Genomic DNA, 16,353 nt, shown 5'->3' with positions numbered 1-16,353 from the left:
CCCGAATGAAAAGAGACCGGCGCATGCGTCGGTCTCTTTTCATCGGCAGCAGCGGCCGCCCGATCGCGCCCGCCCTGCTCCGGTGATTCGAACGCTCGACTCCAACGCCCGAATCAAACACTCGTTTCAATCGCGCCGAACACCCGCTCCCACAGCGCCGTCACGGCCGCCCGCTCGTCGGCCACCAGCGCCGGATCGACCCGCGCCTTTTCCATCCCGTCGAGCCGCAGCTTGTGTTGCAGCTTCCGGTACTTGCGGTACGCGGCGCCGACGCGCTCGGCTTCGTCCTCGCCCATCAGCCCGAATCGGGCGACCTCGCGCAGCAGCGCGATGTTGCCGGTATTGCGTATCAGCTCGGCATCACTCGACGCATGCAGCAGCACCCAGTACTGGACGATGAACTCGATGTCGACCATCCCGCCGCGATCGTGCTTCAGGTCGAACAGCTCGGTCTGGTTCGGGTGGCCGGCGAACACCTTGCCGCGCATGTCGACGATCTCCTTCGCAAGCACCGCCCCGTCGCGCGGCGTCGTCAGCACCTGCTGGCGGATCGCCTCGAAGTCGGCGCCGATCTGCGTGTCGCCCGCGCTGTAGCGGGCACGCGTCAGCGCCTGGTGCTCCCACACCCACGCGGTGTTCGCCGCGTCGCCCTCGCGCAGCTGGTAGCGGCGGAACGCGTCGAGATCGGTCACGAGCAGTCCGGCCTCGCCGTTCGGCCGCAGCCGCAGGTCGATGTCGAACAGCGCGCCGGCGCCGGTCGCGGTCGTGAGCCACGTGATCAGCCGTCGCGTGAACGTCGTGTAGACGTCCGCCGAGTGCTCGTCGGGGTCGTCGTACAGGAAGATCAGGTCGAGATCCGATGCGTAGCCGAGCTCCTTGCCGCCGAGCTTGCCGTACGCGATCACCGCGAACTTCGGCACGTCACGGTGGCGCTTCGCGAGCTGCGACCAGACAACCTCGATCGTCACGTCGAGCACGGCGTCGGCGAGCTCCGAGAGGCGATCGCTCACGTGCTCGACCGACAGCTGGCCCGCCAGATCGATCAGCAGGATGCGGAACACCTCCGCGTGCTGCGCATGCCGCAGCAGGTCCATCTGCTGCTCGGGGCCGTCGGCGGCCGCGAGGCGCGCACGCAATGCGTCCTTGAACGCGGGCCAGTCGAACGGGCTCGCGATCGCTTCGTCGTCGAGCAGTTCGTCGAGCAGTTGTGGATGGCGGATCAGGTAGCCGCCGCCCCAGCGCGTCGCGCCGAGCACCGACAGCACGCGATCGAGCGCGGCGGGATACTCGGTCAGCAGCGCCAGATAGACGCCGCGCCGGCTGACCGTCTCGAGCAGGTCGAACAGCCGCACGATGGTGTCGTCGCGGCGCGCGGTGTCGATCCGCGGCGCAGCCTCGAGCGCGCGCTGCGCGACGCTGTCGAAGCGTTGCCGGCTCTTTTCCGGCAGGCCCGCGTAGCGCGACGACTGCCAGATCGCGCGCAGCCGAGCGAGCACGGTCGCCGGATCGGTGAAGCCCAGCCCGTCGAGGCGCGCGCGCAGCGCGTCGTCTTCGCCGTCGTCGGCGAGCGCCCCGCTCCAGATCCACGACGCGGTGGTGTCCTCGCCCGCCGCGCACGGGCCGCCGCTCACCTTGTCGGCAAAGATCTGGTCGAACTGCGCCTCGACGAAGGTGCGGTAGCCGTCGAGCACTGTCATCAGCGCCGCGTAGTCGGCAAAGCCGAGCGACGCGGCCAACGCCGCGCGCTCGGCCGGATCGACCGGCATCGCGTGCGTCTGCGCGTCGTCGCGGTACTGCAGCCGGTGCTCGAGCGTGCGCAGGAAGTTGTAGGCGTCGGTCAGGCGCTCGCGCACGTCCTCGCCGATCAGCCCGCGCGCCTGCGCATGGCGCAGCACCGCGAGCGTCGGCCGTACGCGGAATTCTGCATCCTGGCCGCCGCGGATCAACTGGAACACCTGCGCGCTGAATTCGATCTCGCGGATCCCGCCGCGCCCGAGCTTGATGTCGTCGGCCTTGTCGGGCCGCATCGACGCGCGGCGCGCGGCTTCCTGGCGAATCTGCTGGTGCAGCGAACGGATCGCACCGATCACGCCGAAATCGAGATAGCGGCGGTACACGAACGGCTTGACGATCGATTCGAGCTGCGACGCGAGCCGCTGCGCCGCGTCGCTGTCGCCTTCCGACACGAGCCGCCCCTTGATCCACGCGTAGCGCTCCCATTCGCGCCCCTGCACGTAGAAATACTCCTCGAGCATCCCGAGGCTGCACACGAGCGGCCCCGAATCGCCGTTCGGGCGCAGCCGCATGTCGACGCGAAACACGTAGCCGTCGGCCGTGACTTCGGACAGCACGCCGATCAGGCGCCGGCCGAGCCGCGTGAAGTATTCCTGGGTGGACAGCGGCGAGCGCGTGCCGCCCGCCGTCTCGCCGTCGTCCTCGTAGACGAAGATCAGGTCGATGTCGGACGACACGTTCAGCTCGCGGCCGCCGAGCTTGCCCATCCCGACCACGCCCAGCACGACGCGCTGGCCGTCGGCGCCGCGCGGCTCGCCGTACATCGCCTCGAGTTCGGCCGACAGCAGCGTGAGCGAGCGCTGCACGGCCACCTCGGCGAGATCGGTCATCGCGGACGTCACCTCGGCGACGTCCGCGACGCCGCGCAGGTCGCGCTCCGCAACCGCGCCGAACACCTCGACACGCAACTGCCGCAGCGCGCGCTTCAGTTGCTCGTCGCCCGGCGCGGTCGCGCCGGCCGGCGATGCGAGCAGTTCGGTCAGGCGCGCGTCGAGCTGCGCACGGGCGAGCGGTGCGGCGGCCCACGCGGCGATCTGGTCGGACAGCGCGGGACGCGCGGCGGCCGCGCGGGCGATATAGCGGGAGTAGGACTGGCTGATCAGGGCGGAAGCGTCGGTCATCGAAAAGCGGGCCTGGCGGTCGGGCCCGCCGCCGCGGGAGAACGCTTGCGCGCCCCGCTGCCGACAGGCCCCGTGGACTCGGCGCGGTGTCGCGACGCGGATGCGCCGCCGCGAAAACCGCGCGCCGGAAAGCCCGTGCCGCGCTGCCGCAACGGCCGCCGGCACGAACCCCTGTGATACATTTCAACGTCAGTCTGCAAAACTACCATATCGCCGCCCTTCCGCCGCATGTCCGACCGTCAGGAATCCGCCTTAGCTGAGCCCGAAGCGGGACCTCCGAAGCACGATCATCCAGTCCTGCGTCACGTGTTCAGGGTGACGCTGGCAGTCGGGATCGGCACGTACTTCGTCGCGGCCGGCGCGTTCCTCGGGCTGCGCTACGTGGTACTGCCGCGCATCGACGAATTTCGCCCGCGCATCGAGCGCGCGGTGTCCGACAAGCTCCACGCGCAGCTCTCGATCGGCAAACTGTCCCCCCACTGGTCCGGCATGCAGCCGGGTGTCGAAGTCGCCAACCTCACCATTCGCGGCCGTGACGGCCAGATCGCGCTGTCGGTCCCGCACGCGACGGCCGCGCTGTCGTGGTTGTCGCTGCTGCGGCTGTCGCCCGCGCTGTCGAGCCTGATCGTCGACCATCCGGACCTCGTCGTCGCGCGCGCGGCCGACGGCTCGCTGAGCATCGCGGGCGTCGGCGTCGCGACCACCCATGGCGGCAACGACACGTTCAGCACCTGGCTGCTGAAGCAGGAAGCGATCGTGCTGCGCAACGGCACGCTGCGCTGGCGCGACGCGCAGCACGATGCGCCGGAGCTCGCGCTGTCCGGCATCCGCCTCGCGGTGCTCAACGACGGCCGCGAGCACAAGGCCGCGCTTCAGGCGCCCGCGAACGGCACCCTGCTGCTCGGCCCGCTCGATTTCCGCGCGCGCTTCCGGCACAAGCCGCTCGCGCCGATCGGCAAGCCGACGAACTGGACCGGCGACGCGTATCTGTCGACCGGCCCCGTCGACCTGCAGACGCTCGGCCGCTATCTCGACATACCGCTCACGATCCACGCGGGCCGCATCGACAACGCAATCTGGGCGACCTTCCAGAACGGCCACCTGCGCTCCGCCGGCGGCGACCTGCAGGGCGCCGACGTCGTGCTGCGCGTGCGGCCGACCCAGCCGCGCCTCGACGTGCCGACGGTCGGCTTCGGCTGGGACATGGCGCTGGACACCGGCCGCGACTACACGCTGCACCTGACGCGCTTCAACGCGGAGCTCGGGCAGCCACCGCTGCCGGACGGCACGCCGCTCGCCCGCTCGCTCGCGCTGTCGACGCTGACCGCCCGCTACCGCGTGCCGGCCGCCGACCAGGGGCAGCTCCTGAGCGTCGTCGGCGACCGCGTCGATCTCGGCATCCTCAGCGAGTTCATCCGCGGGCTGCCGCTGCCGGCGCGGCTGCGCAACGAACTGATCAAGCTCGACCCGCGCGGGATGGTGTCGAATTACCACATCGAGGTCGAACGCGCGAAGCCGGCGCGTGCCGAGCTCGCCGACGAAGAGCGGCGCACCGGCGCCGCACCGATCGTGCGCTACCGCTTCCTCGGCGACCTGCAGGGCATCAGCTTCGCCGCGCAGGAGCCGCCTCCCGGCCTCTCGCCGCGTGGCCATCCGCGCGCCGGCTGGCCGGGCGTCGAGAACCTGTGGGGCCGCGTCGACGCGAACGAGACGGGCGGCGCCGCGCACTTCGACACGGTCAACGCCGCGGTCACGGTGCCCGGCGAATTCGACGAGCCGCGCCTGACCTTCGACCGGCTGCGCGGCAACGCGAAATGGGTGATCACGCCGGCGCCGGGCGAGAAGCACGCGCGCGTCGACGTGACGTTGCCGGACCTGTTCGTCGCGAACCCCGATGCGGAAATCGCGGTGTCGGGCTCGTACACGAACCCCGGCCACGGCCGCGGCTCGCTCGACCTGCGCGCGGAATTCGCGCGCGCGTCGGTGGCGCGCATTCCGCGCTACCTGCCGACGGGGATGTCCGAGCACCTGCGCGACTATCTCGGCCATGCGCTGCAGGACGGCCAGGTGTCCAAGGGCGCGTCGATCGTCGCCCGCGGCCCGCTCGAGAAATTCCCGTTCGAACACGAGCCGGATGCCGGCGTGTTCCATATCGTCGCGCCGTTCACCGGCGGCCGCTTCGAGCCGACGCCGTACCCGCCGCGCAAGCTCGCGAACGGCACGCCGAGCGTCTGGCCCGCACTCGACGGGATCGACGGCGTGTTCGAGCTCGCGCAGAACAAGCTGCGTTTCGACATCGCGCGCGCGCACTACAAGCGCGTCGCGCTGACGAAGGTCGCCGGCCGGATCGACGATCTCGGCAACCCGTCGACGTCGCCGCTCGTCATCGACGGCCATGCGCAAGGCCCGCTCGCGGACCTGATCGACTACGCGGACAACAGCTCGCTCGGCGCGATGAGCGGGCACATCGGCCAGCGGATCGATGCGCAGGGGCCGGCGGCGCTCGCGCTCAAGATCACGATTCCGCAGCACGTTCCGCATCCGCATACCCACGTCGAAGGCGCACTCGCGTTCGGCGGCAACACGCTGTCGACCGACGGCGTGCCGCCGCTGTCCGCGCTGCGCGGCAGCGTGCGCTTCTCCGAGACTGGCGCATCGCTGCACGACCTGTCGGGGCGCTTCCTCGGCGGCCCGGTGCGCGCGAACGGCAACTTCCAGTCGCACGGCCCGTACGCGGTGGACGTCGACGGCAAGCTCGCGCTCGACGCCGCGCGCGGGATGAACCTGCGCGGCACGGCTGCGGCGCTGCTCGAGCACGTGGTCGGCGACGCACCGTACCAGCTCGCCGTGCGCGGCGCGCCGGGCCGCCTGCCGGAAGTCACCGCGCGTTCCGACCTGACGGGCGTCGCGTTGAACTTCCCGGCGCCGTTCGCGAAACCGGCCGGCACGCCGATGCCGTTCCGCTTCACGCTGCAGCCGGCCGCCGAGGCGGGCGGCAAGCGCCTCGAGCACGCCGACCTGACCCTCGGCCCCGTGTCCGCGACCTACCTGCTCGACGCAACACCCGGCCAGCCGCTGCGCGCGATGCGTGGCGCGATGGGCATCCACCGGATGCCCGACCTGCCGCAGGACGGCGTGAGCGCCGCCGTCGACGTCGACGAACTCGACGCCGACGCCTGGCTCGCACTGGCCCGCACGCTGCAGCACGACGCGCCGCGCGCGCCGGAACCGCAAGCCGCGCCGCGCATCGACGTCGCGAGCTTCACGCCGAAACGCTTCGCGCTCCACTTCGGCACGCTGAAGCTGCTCAAGCGCAACTGGGAAAACGTGATCATCGGCGCGTCGCACATCGACGAGTTGTGGCAGGCGAACATCGCGTCGAACCAGGTCTCGGGCTACCTGTCGTGGGCGCCGGGCGGCGACAACGGCGCGGGCGTGCTGAACGCGCGGCTCGCGAAGCTCGTGATTCCGCAGAGTGCGCAGCACGACCTCGTCGGCCGCGCGATGAACCTGCCGACGCCGACCGACCGGCCGATGCCGTCGGTCGACCTGATCGTCGACCAGGTCGTTGCACGCGATCACGACATCGGCCGGCTCGTCGTCAATGCGCGCAACATCGAGGAAGACGGCGCGCCGGTGTGGCAGCTCGACAAGCTCGAGCTGGCGAACCCGGCCGCAAAGCTGACGGCAACCGGCAACTGGCGCACGTCGCGCCGCGCGCTGGCCCGCGGCGTCGACGAAAACGATGCACCGCGCCGCAGCGTGTTCGACTTCAAGCTCGACGTCGGCAACGCGGGCGCGCTGCTCGACCTCGTCGGCCTGCCGCGCACGCTGGCGGACGGCCACGGCACGGTGACCGGCAAGGTCGGCTGGCGCGGCGGCCCGACCGCGGTCGATCTGCCGTCGCTCGGCGGCCAGATCGCGCTCGACCTGGAGCACGGCCAGATCCTGAAGGTCGATCCGGGCGCCGCGAAACTGCTCGGCGTGCTGAGCCTGCAGAGTCTCGCGCGCTTCCTGACGCTGAATTTCCGCGACGTGATCGGCAAGGGACTGCCGTTCGACAAGATCACGGGCACCAGCCGGATCTCGAACGGGATCGCACGCACCGACGACTTTTCGATGACGACTGCGCCGGCGAACGTGACCGTGCGCGGCGCGGTCGACCTTGGCACCGAGACGCAGGACCTGCACGCGCACGTCGCGCCGAAGATCGGCGCCGGCACGGCCGCGATCGCGGCCGCGATCATCAATCCGCTGCTCGGCGTCGGCGTGCTGGCGGCGAACTACGCGCTGTCGGAGACGCTGTCGCACGCGTTCGCGCTCGACTACGCGATCACCGGCTCGTGGGCGCATCCGCACATCGAGCGGGTGCGAGGCGATCAGGGTAAGATGAATCACGGTCCGGCCGATGCGGCGAGCCACTGACGCGCGCAGGGTGCCGGGCCGCACCCCATTTATGACGCAACCGATCCAGCGATGACCGATCACGCCCGTTCCGCCACGCCCTTTCGGGTCGCCGCGCTGCAGATGGTGAGCACGCCGGACGTCGCACGCAATCTCGCCGAAGCCGGACGCCTGATCGCGGAAGCGGCCGGCGACGGCGCGCAGCTCGTGCTGCTGCCCGAGTATTTCTGCTTCATGGGCCATCGCGACACCGACAAGCTCGCGCTCGCCGAACCCTACCGCGACGGTCCGATTCAGCGCTTCCTCGCGGAGGCCGCGCATCGTCACGGCGTCTGGGTGATCGGCGGCACGCTGCCGCTGAAGGCGCCCGAACCCGATCGCGTGCTGAACACGACGCTCGTGTTCGACCCGAGCGGCAACGAAGCGGCCCGCTACGACAAGATCCACCTGTTCAACTTCGAGAAAGGCGACGAATCGTTCGACGAGGCGCGCACGATCCGCGCGGGCGACACGGTCGTCACGTTCGACGCGCCGTTCGGGCGGGTCGGCCTGTCGGTCTGTTACGATCTGCGCTTTCCGGAGCTGTACCGCAGGATGGGCGACTGCGCGCTGATCGTCGTGCCGTCGGCGTTTACGTATACGACGGGCCGCGCGCACTGGGAAATGCTGCTGCGCGCGCGGGCCGTCGAGAACCAGTGCTACGTGCTCGCGGCCGCGCAAGGCGGCAAGCACGAGAACGGCCGGCGCACCTGGGGCCACAGCATGCTGATCGACCCGTGGGGCGAAATCGTCGCGGTCCGCGACGAAGGCGCGAGCGTCGTGACCGGCGCGCTCGATCCGCAGCGCATCGCCGACGTGCGCCAGAGCCTGCCCGCGTGGCGGCATCGCGTGCTGGCCTGAACCGCTGATCCGCCCTGGCGCTTGAAACGCCGCCCGGCCAACCCATCTGCCCAGAACGCACCCGACAACTTTTTGAGAACCCTCGATACCCGCATGAACATCATCGAACCCGGCATCCGCAATCTTGCGCTGGCGAAGGACATCCTCCTCACGCCGTACGGCCTCGACGAGAGCCTGCTCACGCGCACGATCGCCGACATCTTCACGCATCGCGTCGACTACGCGGACCTGTACTTCCAGGCGACCCGCAGCGAAGCGTGGAGCCTCGAGGAAGGCATCGTGAAGTCGGGCAGCTTCAGCATCGACCAGGGCGTCGGCGTGCGCGCGGTCGCGGGCGACCGCACCGCGTTCGCCTACTCGGACGACCTGTCTCCGGAAGCCATCGCCCAGGCGGCCGCGGCGACCAAGGCGATCGCGGCGGCCGGCGGCGGCCGCCAGAAGATCAAGGCGGCGACGTCGCTGAAGGGCATCTCGGGCCGTGATCTGTATCTGCCGTCCGATCCGCTCGCGTCGCTCGACGCGACGGCCAAGGTCAAGCTGCTCGAGCGCATCGAGCAGATGGCGCGCGGTCGCGACCCGCGCGTCACGCAGGTGATGGCGGGGCTCGCCGGCGAATACGATGTCGTGCTGGTCGCGCGCAGCGACGGCGCGCTCGCTGCCGACATCCGGCCGCTCGTGCGCGTGTCGGTCACGGTGATCGCCGAACAGAACGGCCGCCGCGAAATCGGCTCCGGCGGCGGCGGCGGCCGCTTCGACTACGGCTACTTCACCGACGAAGTGCTGTCGCGCTACGTCGACGACGCCGTGCACGCGGCGCTCGTGAACCTCGACGCGCGCCCTGCCCCGGCCGGCGCGATGACGGTCGTGCTCGGGCCGGGCTGGCCGGGCGTGCTGCTGCACGAGGCGATCGGCCACGGCCTCGAGGGCGACTTCAACCGCAAGGGTTCGTCGGCGTTCGCCGGCCGGATCGGCGAGCAGGTCGCCGCGAAGGGCGTGACGGTGGTCGACGACGGCACGCTGCCGAATCGCCGCGGCTCGCTGAACATCGACGACGAAGGCAACCCGACGCAGTGCACGACGCTGATCGAGGACGGCATCCTGAAGGGCTACATCCAGGACACGCTGAACGCGCGCCTGATGAAAATGCCCGTCACCGGCAACGCGCGGCGCGAGTCGTATGCGGCATTGCCGATGCCGCGGATGACCAATACGTACATGCTGAACGGCGACAAGGATCCGCAGGAAATCATCGCATCGGTGAAGAACGGCCTGTACGCGGTGAACTTCGGCGGCGGCCAGGTCGACATCACGAACGGCAAGTTCGTGTTCTCGGCGTACGAGGCGTACATGATCGAGAACGGCAAGATCACCTACCCGGTGAAGGGCGCGACGCTGATCGGCAGCGGCCCGGAATCGCTGAAGTACGTGAGCATGATCGGCAACGACATGTCGCTCGACTCGGGCGTCGGCGTGTGCGGCAAGGAAGGCCAGAGCGTGCCGGTGGGCGTCGGCCAGCCGACCCTGCGGATCGACAAGATGACGGTCGGCGGTACGGCATAACCGCATCGCGACGCAGACAATCCGCGCATTTTGCCGCAAACACGCGGATTGTCCGCATTTTCGCGCATCCCCGGTTGCCAGCGGCCTGGCGCCGGGGTATAAATTCCGAATCAACTTTTTTGACGAACCGAATCTCCGTCATGTCCGCCAAGTTTTATTTTTACTTTTTTTGGCATCTCAGACCGCTGGCGGATCGAGAGGGTTGATGGCGCGTAAAGCGCAACCGAAATTCCCGAAAAAACCGCCGGCGAACCCGGCGGTTTTTTTTCGCCCTTCGCCACCCGGTCCCCGCCGCAGCGGATCCCGCGGTTCCGACCGGAATCACTGAATAGCTTGAATTGATGAATCTGCCGCACGCGCACTGACCGAACGGCGCCCGCAAAATTAGGAGAAACAGCATGCCCCCGCACAACACCGATGATGTCCGCATTCGCGAACTCAAGGAACTGACGCCGCCCGCCCACCTGATCCGCGAATTCGCGTGCTCCGAAGCCGCGTCCGAGCTGATCTACAACTCGCGCCAGTCGATGCACCGCATCCTGCACGGGATGGACGACCGGCTGATCGTCGTGATCGGGCCGTGTTCGATCCACGATACGAAGGCGGCGATCGAGTACGCGGGGCGGCTCGTGAAGGAGCGCGAGCGCTTCAAGGGCGAGCTGGAAATCGTGATGCGCGTGTACTTCGAGAAGCCGCGCACGACGGTCGGCTGGAAGGGGCTCATCAACGATCCGCACCTCGACAACAGCTTCAAGATCAACGAAGGGCTGCGCACCGCGCGCGAACTGCTGCTGCAGATCAACGAGATGGGGCTGCCGGCCGCGACCGAATACCTCGACATGATCAGCCCGCAGTACATCGCCGACCTGATCTCGTGGGGCGCGATCGGCGCGCGCACGACCGAGTCGCAGGTGCACCGCGAGCTCGCATCGGGGCTGTCGTGCCCGGTCGGTTTCAAGAACGGCACCGACGGCAACGTGAAGATCGCGGTCGACGCAATCAAGGCCGCATCGCAGCCGCACCATTTCCTGTCGGTGACCAAGGGCGGCCACTCGGCGATCGTGTCGACGGCCGGCAACGAGGACTGCCACGTGATCCTGCGCGGCGGCAAGACGCCGAACTACGACGCGGACAGCGTGAACGCCGCGTGCGCGGACATCGGCAAGGCGGGCCTCGCCGCGCGCCTGATGATCGACGCGAGCCACGCGAACAGCTCGAAGAAGCACGAGAACCAGATCCCCGTATGCGCGGATATCGGCCGCCAGGTTGCGGCCGGCGACGAGCGCATCGTCGGCGTGATGATCGAGTCGCACCTCGTCGAGGGGCGTCAGGACTTGAAGGAAGGTTGCCCGCTGACCTACGGCCAGAGCATCACCGACGCGTGCATCGCGTGGGACGACAGCGTGAAGGTGCTCGAAGGCCTCGCGGAATCGGTGAAGGCGCGGCGCGTCGCGCGCGGCAGCGGCAACTGATCGCCGGCAGGCCCGAGGCGGCGTGTGCCACCCGCGGCCTGCAGCCTGCGCCGCAAGAAGAAAGCCCGGCTCGCGCCGGGCTTTCTGGTTGGCAAGCAGCCGCCGTCAGGCGCTCACTCGAGCGCGCCCGAACCGAAGATCTCGGTATTGATGCGCTCCGGCGCGACGCCGAGCGCGACCAGCGCGTCGCGCTGCGCCTTCATGAACGCGATCGGGCCGCAGACGTAGTAGTCGGCATCCGGCACCAGCGCGTATTGCTTCACGCGTTCCGGCGTCAAGCGCCCCTCGAGGTCGTGATCGACGCCGACCCGGTCGTTCGGGCCGACCAGCTCGTACAGCACCGTGCGCTTCACGTTCGCGTGTTCGCGCACCGTATCGTTCAGCCAGTCGCGGAACGCATGCACCGCGCCCGACCGGCATGCGTGGACGAACCGCACCTCGCGCGTGCTGCCTTCGCCGACCAGCGTCGATGCCATCGACACCATCGGCGTCAGGCCGACGCCGCCGGAGATCAGCACGACCGGCGTATCGACGCCGCGCTTCAGCGAGAATTCACCCATCGGCGCGGTCACTTCGACGATCGCACCCTCCTCAACGCCGTCATGCATCAGCGTCGATACCTTGCCGGGCGGGATCGCTTCCGGCTGGCCGGCCTCGCGCTTCACCGAGATGCGCAGCCACTTGCCGTGCGGTGCGTCGGACAGGCTGTACTGGCGCGGCTGGTCGACGCCGAGGTCGCCGACGAAACGCTTCACCGTGACGTACTGGCCCGGCGCGAAGTTCGGCGCCTCACCGCCGTCGGCAGGCGTCAGGTAGAACGACGTGATCTCGTCGCTTTCACGCACCTTGCGGGCGACCTTGAACGGACGGAAGCCGCTCCACGCGGCGCCCGCGTACAGGTCGGCCTCGGCGCCGATCAGGATCTGCGCGAGCTGGCCGTACGCGACACGCCATGCCTCGAGCGTCTCCGCGTCGACCGCGTCGCCGAGCACTTCAACGATCGACGCGAGCAGGTTCTCGCCGACGATCGGGTAATGCTCGGGACGGATGTTCAGGCTCGCGTGCTTGTGCGCTATGTGCGACACCGCCCCGCCGAGCGCGCCGAGGTTGTCGATGTTCGCCGCATACGCATAGACCGCCTTCGCGAGCGTTTCCGGCTGGCTGCCGGTCTTCTGGTGCGTCTGGTTGAACAGGTTCTTCAGTTCCGGATGGCGCGCGAACATGCGCTGGTAGAAGTGCTTCGTGATCGTCGCACCGTGCACGGCGAGGACAGGGGCAGTGGCCTTCACACGAGCCATCTGGTCAGCGGTGATGTGGGTCATGTTCGATTTCTCCGTTAAACATGCACATACGATACATCTTTAAAAATCGACGCCCCTCGGGCAAATTGTCGCAGCGCGCAAAAACGCGACAGCGCGTCAGCGGACGCGCCCGCGCTCCCACAGCACGTCCGAGCCGCCACCCGCGCGGTTCAGCACGCGCGCCAGCACGAACAGCAGGTCCGACAGCCGGTTCACGTAACGCCGCGGCGCATCATTGAGCGTGTCGTTCCGCCCGAGCGCGACGATCGAGCGCTCCGCGCGGCGGCACACCGTCCGGCATACGTGCGCGAGCGACGCCGCGCGCGAGCCGGCCGGCAGGATGAATTCCTTCAGCGGCGGCAGCGTCGCGTTGTAGTCGGCGAGCCACCGGTCGAGGCGCGCGAGGTGCGTGTCGTCGAGTACCGCGTGGCCGGGAATGCACAGCTCGCCGCCGAGATCGAACAGGTCGTGCTGGATCGTGACGAGCGCGGTGCGCACGTCGTCCGGCAGCGGCTCGGCAAGCAACACGCCGAGGTTCGAGTTCAGTTCGTCGACGTCGCCGATCGCGGCGATCCGCGCGTCGTCCTTGCCGATGCGCCGTCCGTCGCCGAGACCCGTGGTGCCGTCGTCGCCCGTGCGCGTCGCGATCTTGCTCAAGCGGTTGCCCATGCGAATCTCCTCTCGTGCGCGGCCGCGATGCGGCCCGGTTGCCTAGGAACGCGATTATCGCAGCCCGCGGCGGCGGGCGCAGCGGGCGTTACAGCGTAGAATGAACCGAAAGTTTGACAAGCAGTCGTCAGGAGACATTCGTGAATCACCCTGCCCCGCCGGCCACCGCGCGCCGCCCGCTGCCCTCCGCCATGCTCGATGCGCTGCGCGCCGCCTTCGGCGAGCGTGTCTCGACCGCCGACGCCGTTCGCGCCCATCACGGTCGCGACGAATCGCCGTTCGATCCGCAACTGCCCGATGCCGTCGTATTCGCCCACAACGCCGATGAAGTTCGCGAAGTGGTCTCGCTGTGCGCGCTCTACGGCGTACCGCTGATCCCGTACGGCGCCGGCTCGTCGCTCGAAGGCCACCTCCTCGCCGTGCGCGGCGGCGTCTCGCTCGACCTGTCGGAAATGAACCGGGTGCTGTCGATCAACGCGGAAGACCTGACCGTCACGGTCGAGCCGGGCATCACGCGCAAGGCGCTCAACGAAGCGCTGCGCGACACCGGCCTGTTCTTCCCGATCGATCCGGGCGCCGACGCCAGCATCGGCGGCATGACCGCGACCCGCGCATCAGGCACCAACGCCGTGCGCTACGGAACCATGCGCGAGAACGTGCTCGGCCTGACCGCCGTGCTCGCCGACGGCCGTGTCGTGAAGACGGGCTCGCGCGCGCGCAAGTCGTCGGCCGGCTACGACCTCACGCGCCTGTTCGTCGGCTCCGAAGGCACGCTCGGCGTGATCACGGAGATCACGCTACGCCTGCATCCGCTGCCCGAAGCCGTGTCGGCCGCGATCTGCACGTTCCCGTCGATGGGCGACGCGGTGCGCACCGTGATCGAGACGATCCAGATCGGCGTGCCGATCGCGCGCGTCGAGTTCGTCGACGCGCTCGCGGTACGCTCGATCAACCGCCACTCGAACCTGACGCTCGCCGAAGCGCCGACGCTGTTCTTCGAATTTCACGGCACCGAAGCCGGCGTGAAGGAGCAGGCCGAGCTCGTGCAGACGCTTGCGGGCCAGAACAATGGCCAGGGCTTCGAATGGGCGACCCGCCCCGAGGATCGCACGCGGCTCTGGGCCGCGCGCCACAACGCGTATTTTGCGATGCTGCAGCTCAAACCCGGCTGCCGCGCGGTGACGACCGACGTGTGCGTGCCGATCTCGCAACTCGCCGCGTGCGTCGAGGAAACCGAAGTCGACCTGCGCGCATCGTCGCTGCCCTGCCCGATCGTCGGCCACGTCGGCGACGGCAATTTCCACGTCGCGATCCTGATCGATCCCGACAAGCCCGAGGAAATCGACGAAGCCGAACGCATCAACGACCGGATCGTCGAACGCGCGCTGCGCCTCGGCGGCACCTGCACCGGCGAGCACGGCGTCGGCCTGCACAAGATGCGCTTCCTGCCGAAGGAGCACGGCGACAACGCGATCGACGCGATGCGCGCGATCAAGCTCGCGCTCGATCCGCGCAACCTGATGAATCCCGGCAAGATCTTCACGTGCTGACACGGCGGCGCGCTGCCGCGCCGCCCGCTGGAGACCCCATGAACGCTTCCGTCGAACTGTCGAGCGCAACCCGCGCGCAACGCCAGCGCGAAGTCGTGCAGGCGCTGATGGCCGTGCTGCCGACGCATTGCCTGCTGTTCCGCGACGAAGATACGGCGCCGTACGAATGCGACGGCCTGTCCGCGTACCGCCGGCTGCCGCTCGCGGTCGCATTACCCGAAACCGAATCGCAGGTGCAGCGGATCGTGCAGATCTGCCGCCGCATGGAAGTGCCGATCGTGCCGCGCGGCGCGGGCACGAGCCTGTCCGGCGGCGCGCTGCCGATCGTCAACGGCGTCGTGCTGTCGCTCGCGCGCTTCACGCGCATCGTCGAGGTCGATCCGTACGCGCGCACCGCCACCGTGCAGCCCGGCGTGCGCAACCTCGCGATTTCGGAAGCGGCCGCGCCGTACGGGCTGTACTACGCACCCGATCCTTCGTCGCAGATCGCCTGCACGATCGGCGGCAACGTGGCGGAGAATTCCGGCGGCGTCCACTGCCTGAAATACGGGCTGACGGTGCACAACGTGATGCGCGTGCGCGCGGTCACGATCGACGGCGAGATCGTCGAATTCGGCTCGCTCGGCCTCGACACGCCGGGACTCGACCTGCTCGCGGTGATGATCGGCAGCGAAGGGATGTTCGCGATCGTCACCGAGGTCACGGTGAAGCTGATCCCGAAACCGCAGACCGCGCAGCTCGTGATGGCGAGCTTCGACGATGTCGTGAAGGGCGGCGAGGCGGTCGCCGCGATCATCGCGTCGGGCATCATCCCGGCCGGGCTGGAGATGATGGACAAGCCGGCCACGCAGGCCGTCGAGGCGTTCACGCACGCGGGTTACGACCTCGACGCGAAGGCGATCCTGCTTTGCGAATCGGACGGCACGCCCGAGGAAGTCGCGGAGGAAATCGTCCGCATGACGGCCGTGCTGCGCGAGCATGGCGCGACGCGAATCCAGGTGTCGCGCAACGAAAGCGAGCGGCTGCGTTTCTGGTCCGGCCGCAAGAACGCGTTTCCTGCCGCGGGACGCATTTCCGCCGACTATTACTGCATGGACGGCACCGTGCCGCGCCGCGCGATCGGCCCCTTGCTCGCGCGCATCGAGCAACTCGAAACACGCTACGGACTGCGCTGCATCAACGTGTTCCATGCCGGCGACGGCAACATGCATCCGCTGATCCTCTACAACGCGAACGATCCGGACGAGCTGCACCGCGCCGAGCAGTTCGGCGCGGAAATCCTCGAATGCTGCGTGGAATTCGGCGGCAGCGTGACGGGCGAGCACGGCGTCGGCATCGAAAAGCTCAATTCGATGTGCGTACAGTTCTCGCCGCAGGAGCGCGATGCGTTCTTCGCGGTCAAGCGCGCATTCGATCCGGCCGGGCTGCTCAACCCCGACAAGGGCATCCCGACCCGCGCGCGTTGCGCCGAGTACGGCCGCCAGCACGTCCGTGGGGGGCTGCTGCCGCACCCCGACCTGCCGCGCTTCTGAGCGCCGCGCAGTCACGCAGTCGCGCGGCCCGTGCCGGCCGTGCGCGTGGC

9 protein-coding genes are annotated in these 16,353 nt (G+C 68.9%); 6 read left to right on the top strand and 3 right to left on the bottom strand.

Annotated features, from left to right (window positions below; genetic code table 11):
- Positions 1 to 113: 113 nt before the first annotated feature.
- Positions 114 to 2,915 (bottom strand): bifunctional [glutamate--ammonia ligase]-adenylyl-L-tyrosine phosphorylase/[glutamate--ammonia-ligase] adenylyltransferase, encoded by a 2,802-nt coding sequence (gene glnE, locus LGM71_RS00945; protein WP_226113573.1) that lies wholly within the window; start codon positions 2,913 to 2,915, stop codon positions 114 to 116.
- A gap of 228 nt (positions 2,916 to 3,143) precedes the next feature.
- Here glnE and LGM71_RS00940 point away from each other — a divergent pair, with 228 nt between their 5' ends.
- The 4 genes from LGM71_RS00940 (at position 3,144) to aroG (ending at position 11,251) form a co-directional block, all read left to right on the top strand.
- Entirely contained in the window at positions 3,144 to 7,340 is a 4,197-nt protein-coding gene (locus LGM71_RS00940; RefSeq protein ID WP_226113571.1) for a YhdP family protein, read from the top strand.
- Between the two features lie 51 nt (positions 7,341 to 7,391).
- A complete protein-coding gene (locus LGM71_RS00935) occupies positions 7,392 to 8,219 on the top strand; it encodes a carbon-nitrogen hydrolase family protein (RefSeq protein ID WP_226113564.1) in 828 nt (275 codons plus the stop codon).
- A gap of 93 nt (positions 8,220 to 8,312) precedes the next feature.
- On the top strand, positions 8,313 to 9,779 hold the full coding sequence (tldD, locus tag LGM71_RS00930) for a metalloprotease TldD (RefSeq protein WP_226113562.1): 1,467 nt from the start codon (positions 8,313 to 8,315) through the stop codon (positions 9,777 to 9,779).
- A gap of 398 nt (positions 9,780 to 10,177) precedes the next feature.
- Positions 10,178 to 11,251, top strand: coding sequence for a 3-deoxy-7-phosphoheptulonate synthase AroG (gene aroG, locus LGM71_RS00925; protein WP_059465445.1), 1,074 nt, complete (start codon positions 10,178 to 10,180; stop codon positions 11,249 to 11,251).
- A gap of 113 nt (positions 11,252 to 11,364) precedes the next feature.
- On the opposite strand, the gene hmpA is transcribed toward aroG, so the two are convergent.
- Both hmpA and LGM71_RS00915 read right to left on the bottom strand, forming a co-directional pair.
- Positions 11,365 to 12,573, bottom strand: coding sequence for an NO-inducible flavohemoprotein (gene hmpA / locus LGM71_RS00920; RefSeq protein ID WP_226113560.1), 1,209 nt, complete (start codon positions 12,571 to 12,573; stop codon positions 11,365 to 11,367).
- Positions 12,574 to 12,669: 96 nt separating this feature from the next.
- Positions 12,670 to 13,221: a cob(I)yrinic acid a,c-diamide adenosyltransferase gene (locus tag LGM71_RS00915; protein ID WP_124902664.1), complete on the bottom strand. Its 552-nt coding sequence runs from the start codon at positions 13,219 to 13,221 to the stop codon at positions 12,670 to 12,672.
- A 140-nt stretch (positions 13,222 to 13,361) separates the two neighbouring features.
- Between LGM71_RS00915 and LGM71_RS00910 the strand changes: the two genes are divergently transcribed.
- Positions 13,362 to 14,771, top strand: coding sequence for an FAD-binding oxidoreductase (locus tag LGM71_RS00910; protein ID WP_124624927.1), 1,410 nt, complete (start codon positions 13,362 to 13,364; stop codon positions 14,769 to 14,771).
- A gap of 38 nt (positions 14,772 to 14,809) precedes the next feature.
- Positions 14,810 to 16,303 (top strand): FAD-linked oxidase C-terminal domain-containing protein, encoded by a 1,494-nt coding sequence (locus LGM71_RS00905; protein WP_151050825.1) that lies wholly within the window; start codon positions 14,810 to 14,812, stop codon positions 16,301 to 16,303.
- Positions 16,304 to 16,353: the final 50 nt, after the last annotated feature.

It is taken from the genome of Burkholderia sp. AU33545, assembly GCF_020419685.1.
Taxonomy (GTDB): Bacteria; Pseudomonadota; Gammaproteobacteria; order Burkholderiales; family Burkholderiaceae; genus Burkholderia; species Burkholderia diffusa.
This window is presented reverse-complemented; position numbering and strand designations above follow the sequence as displayed.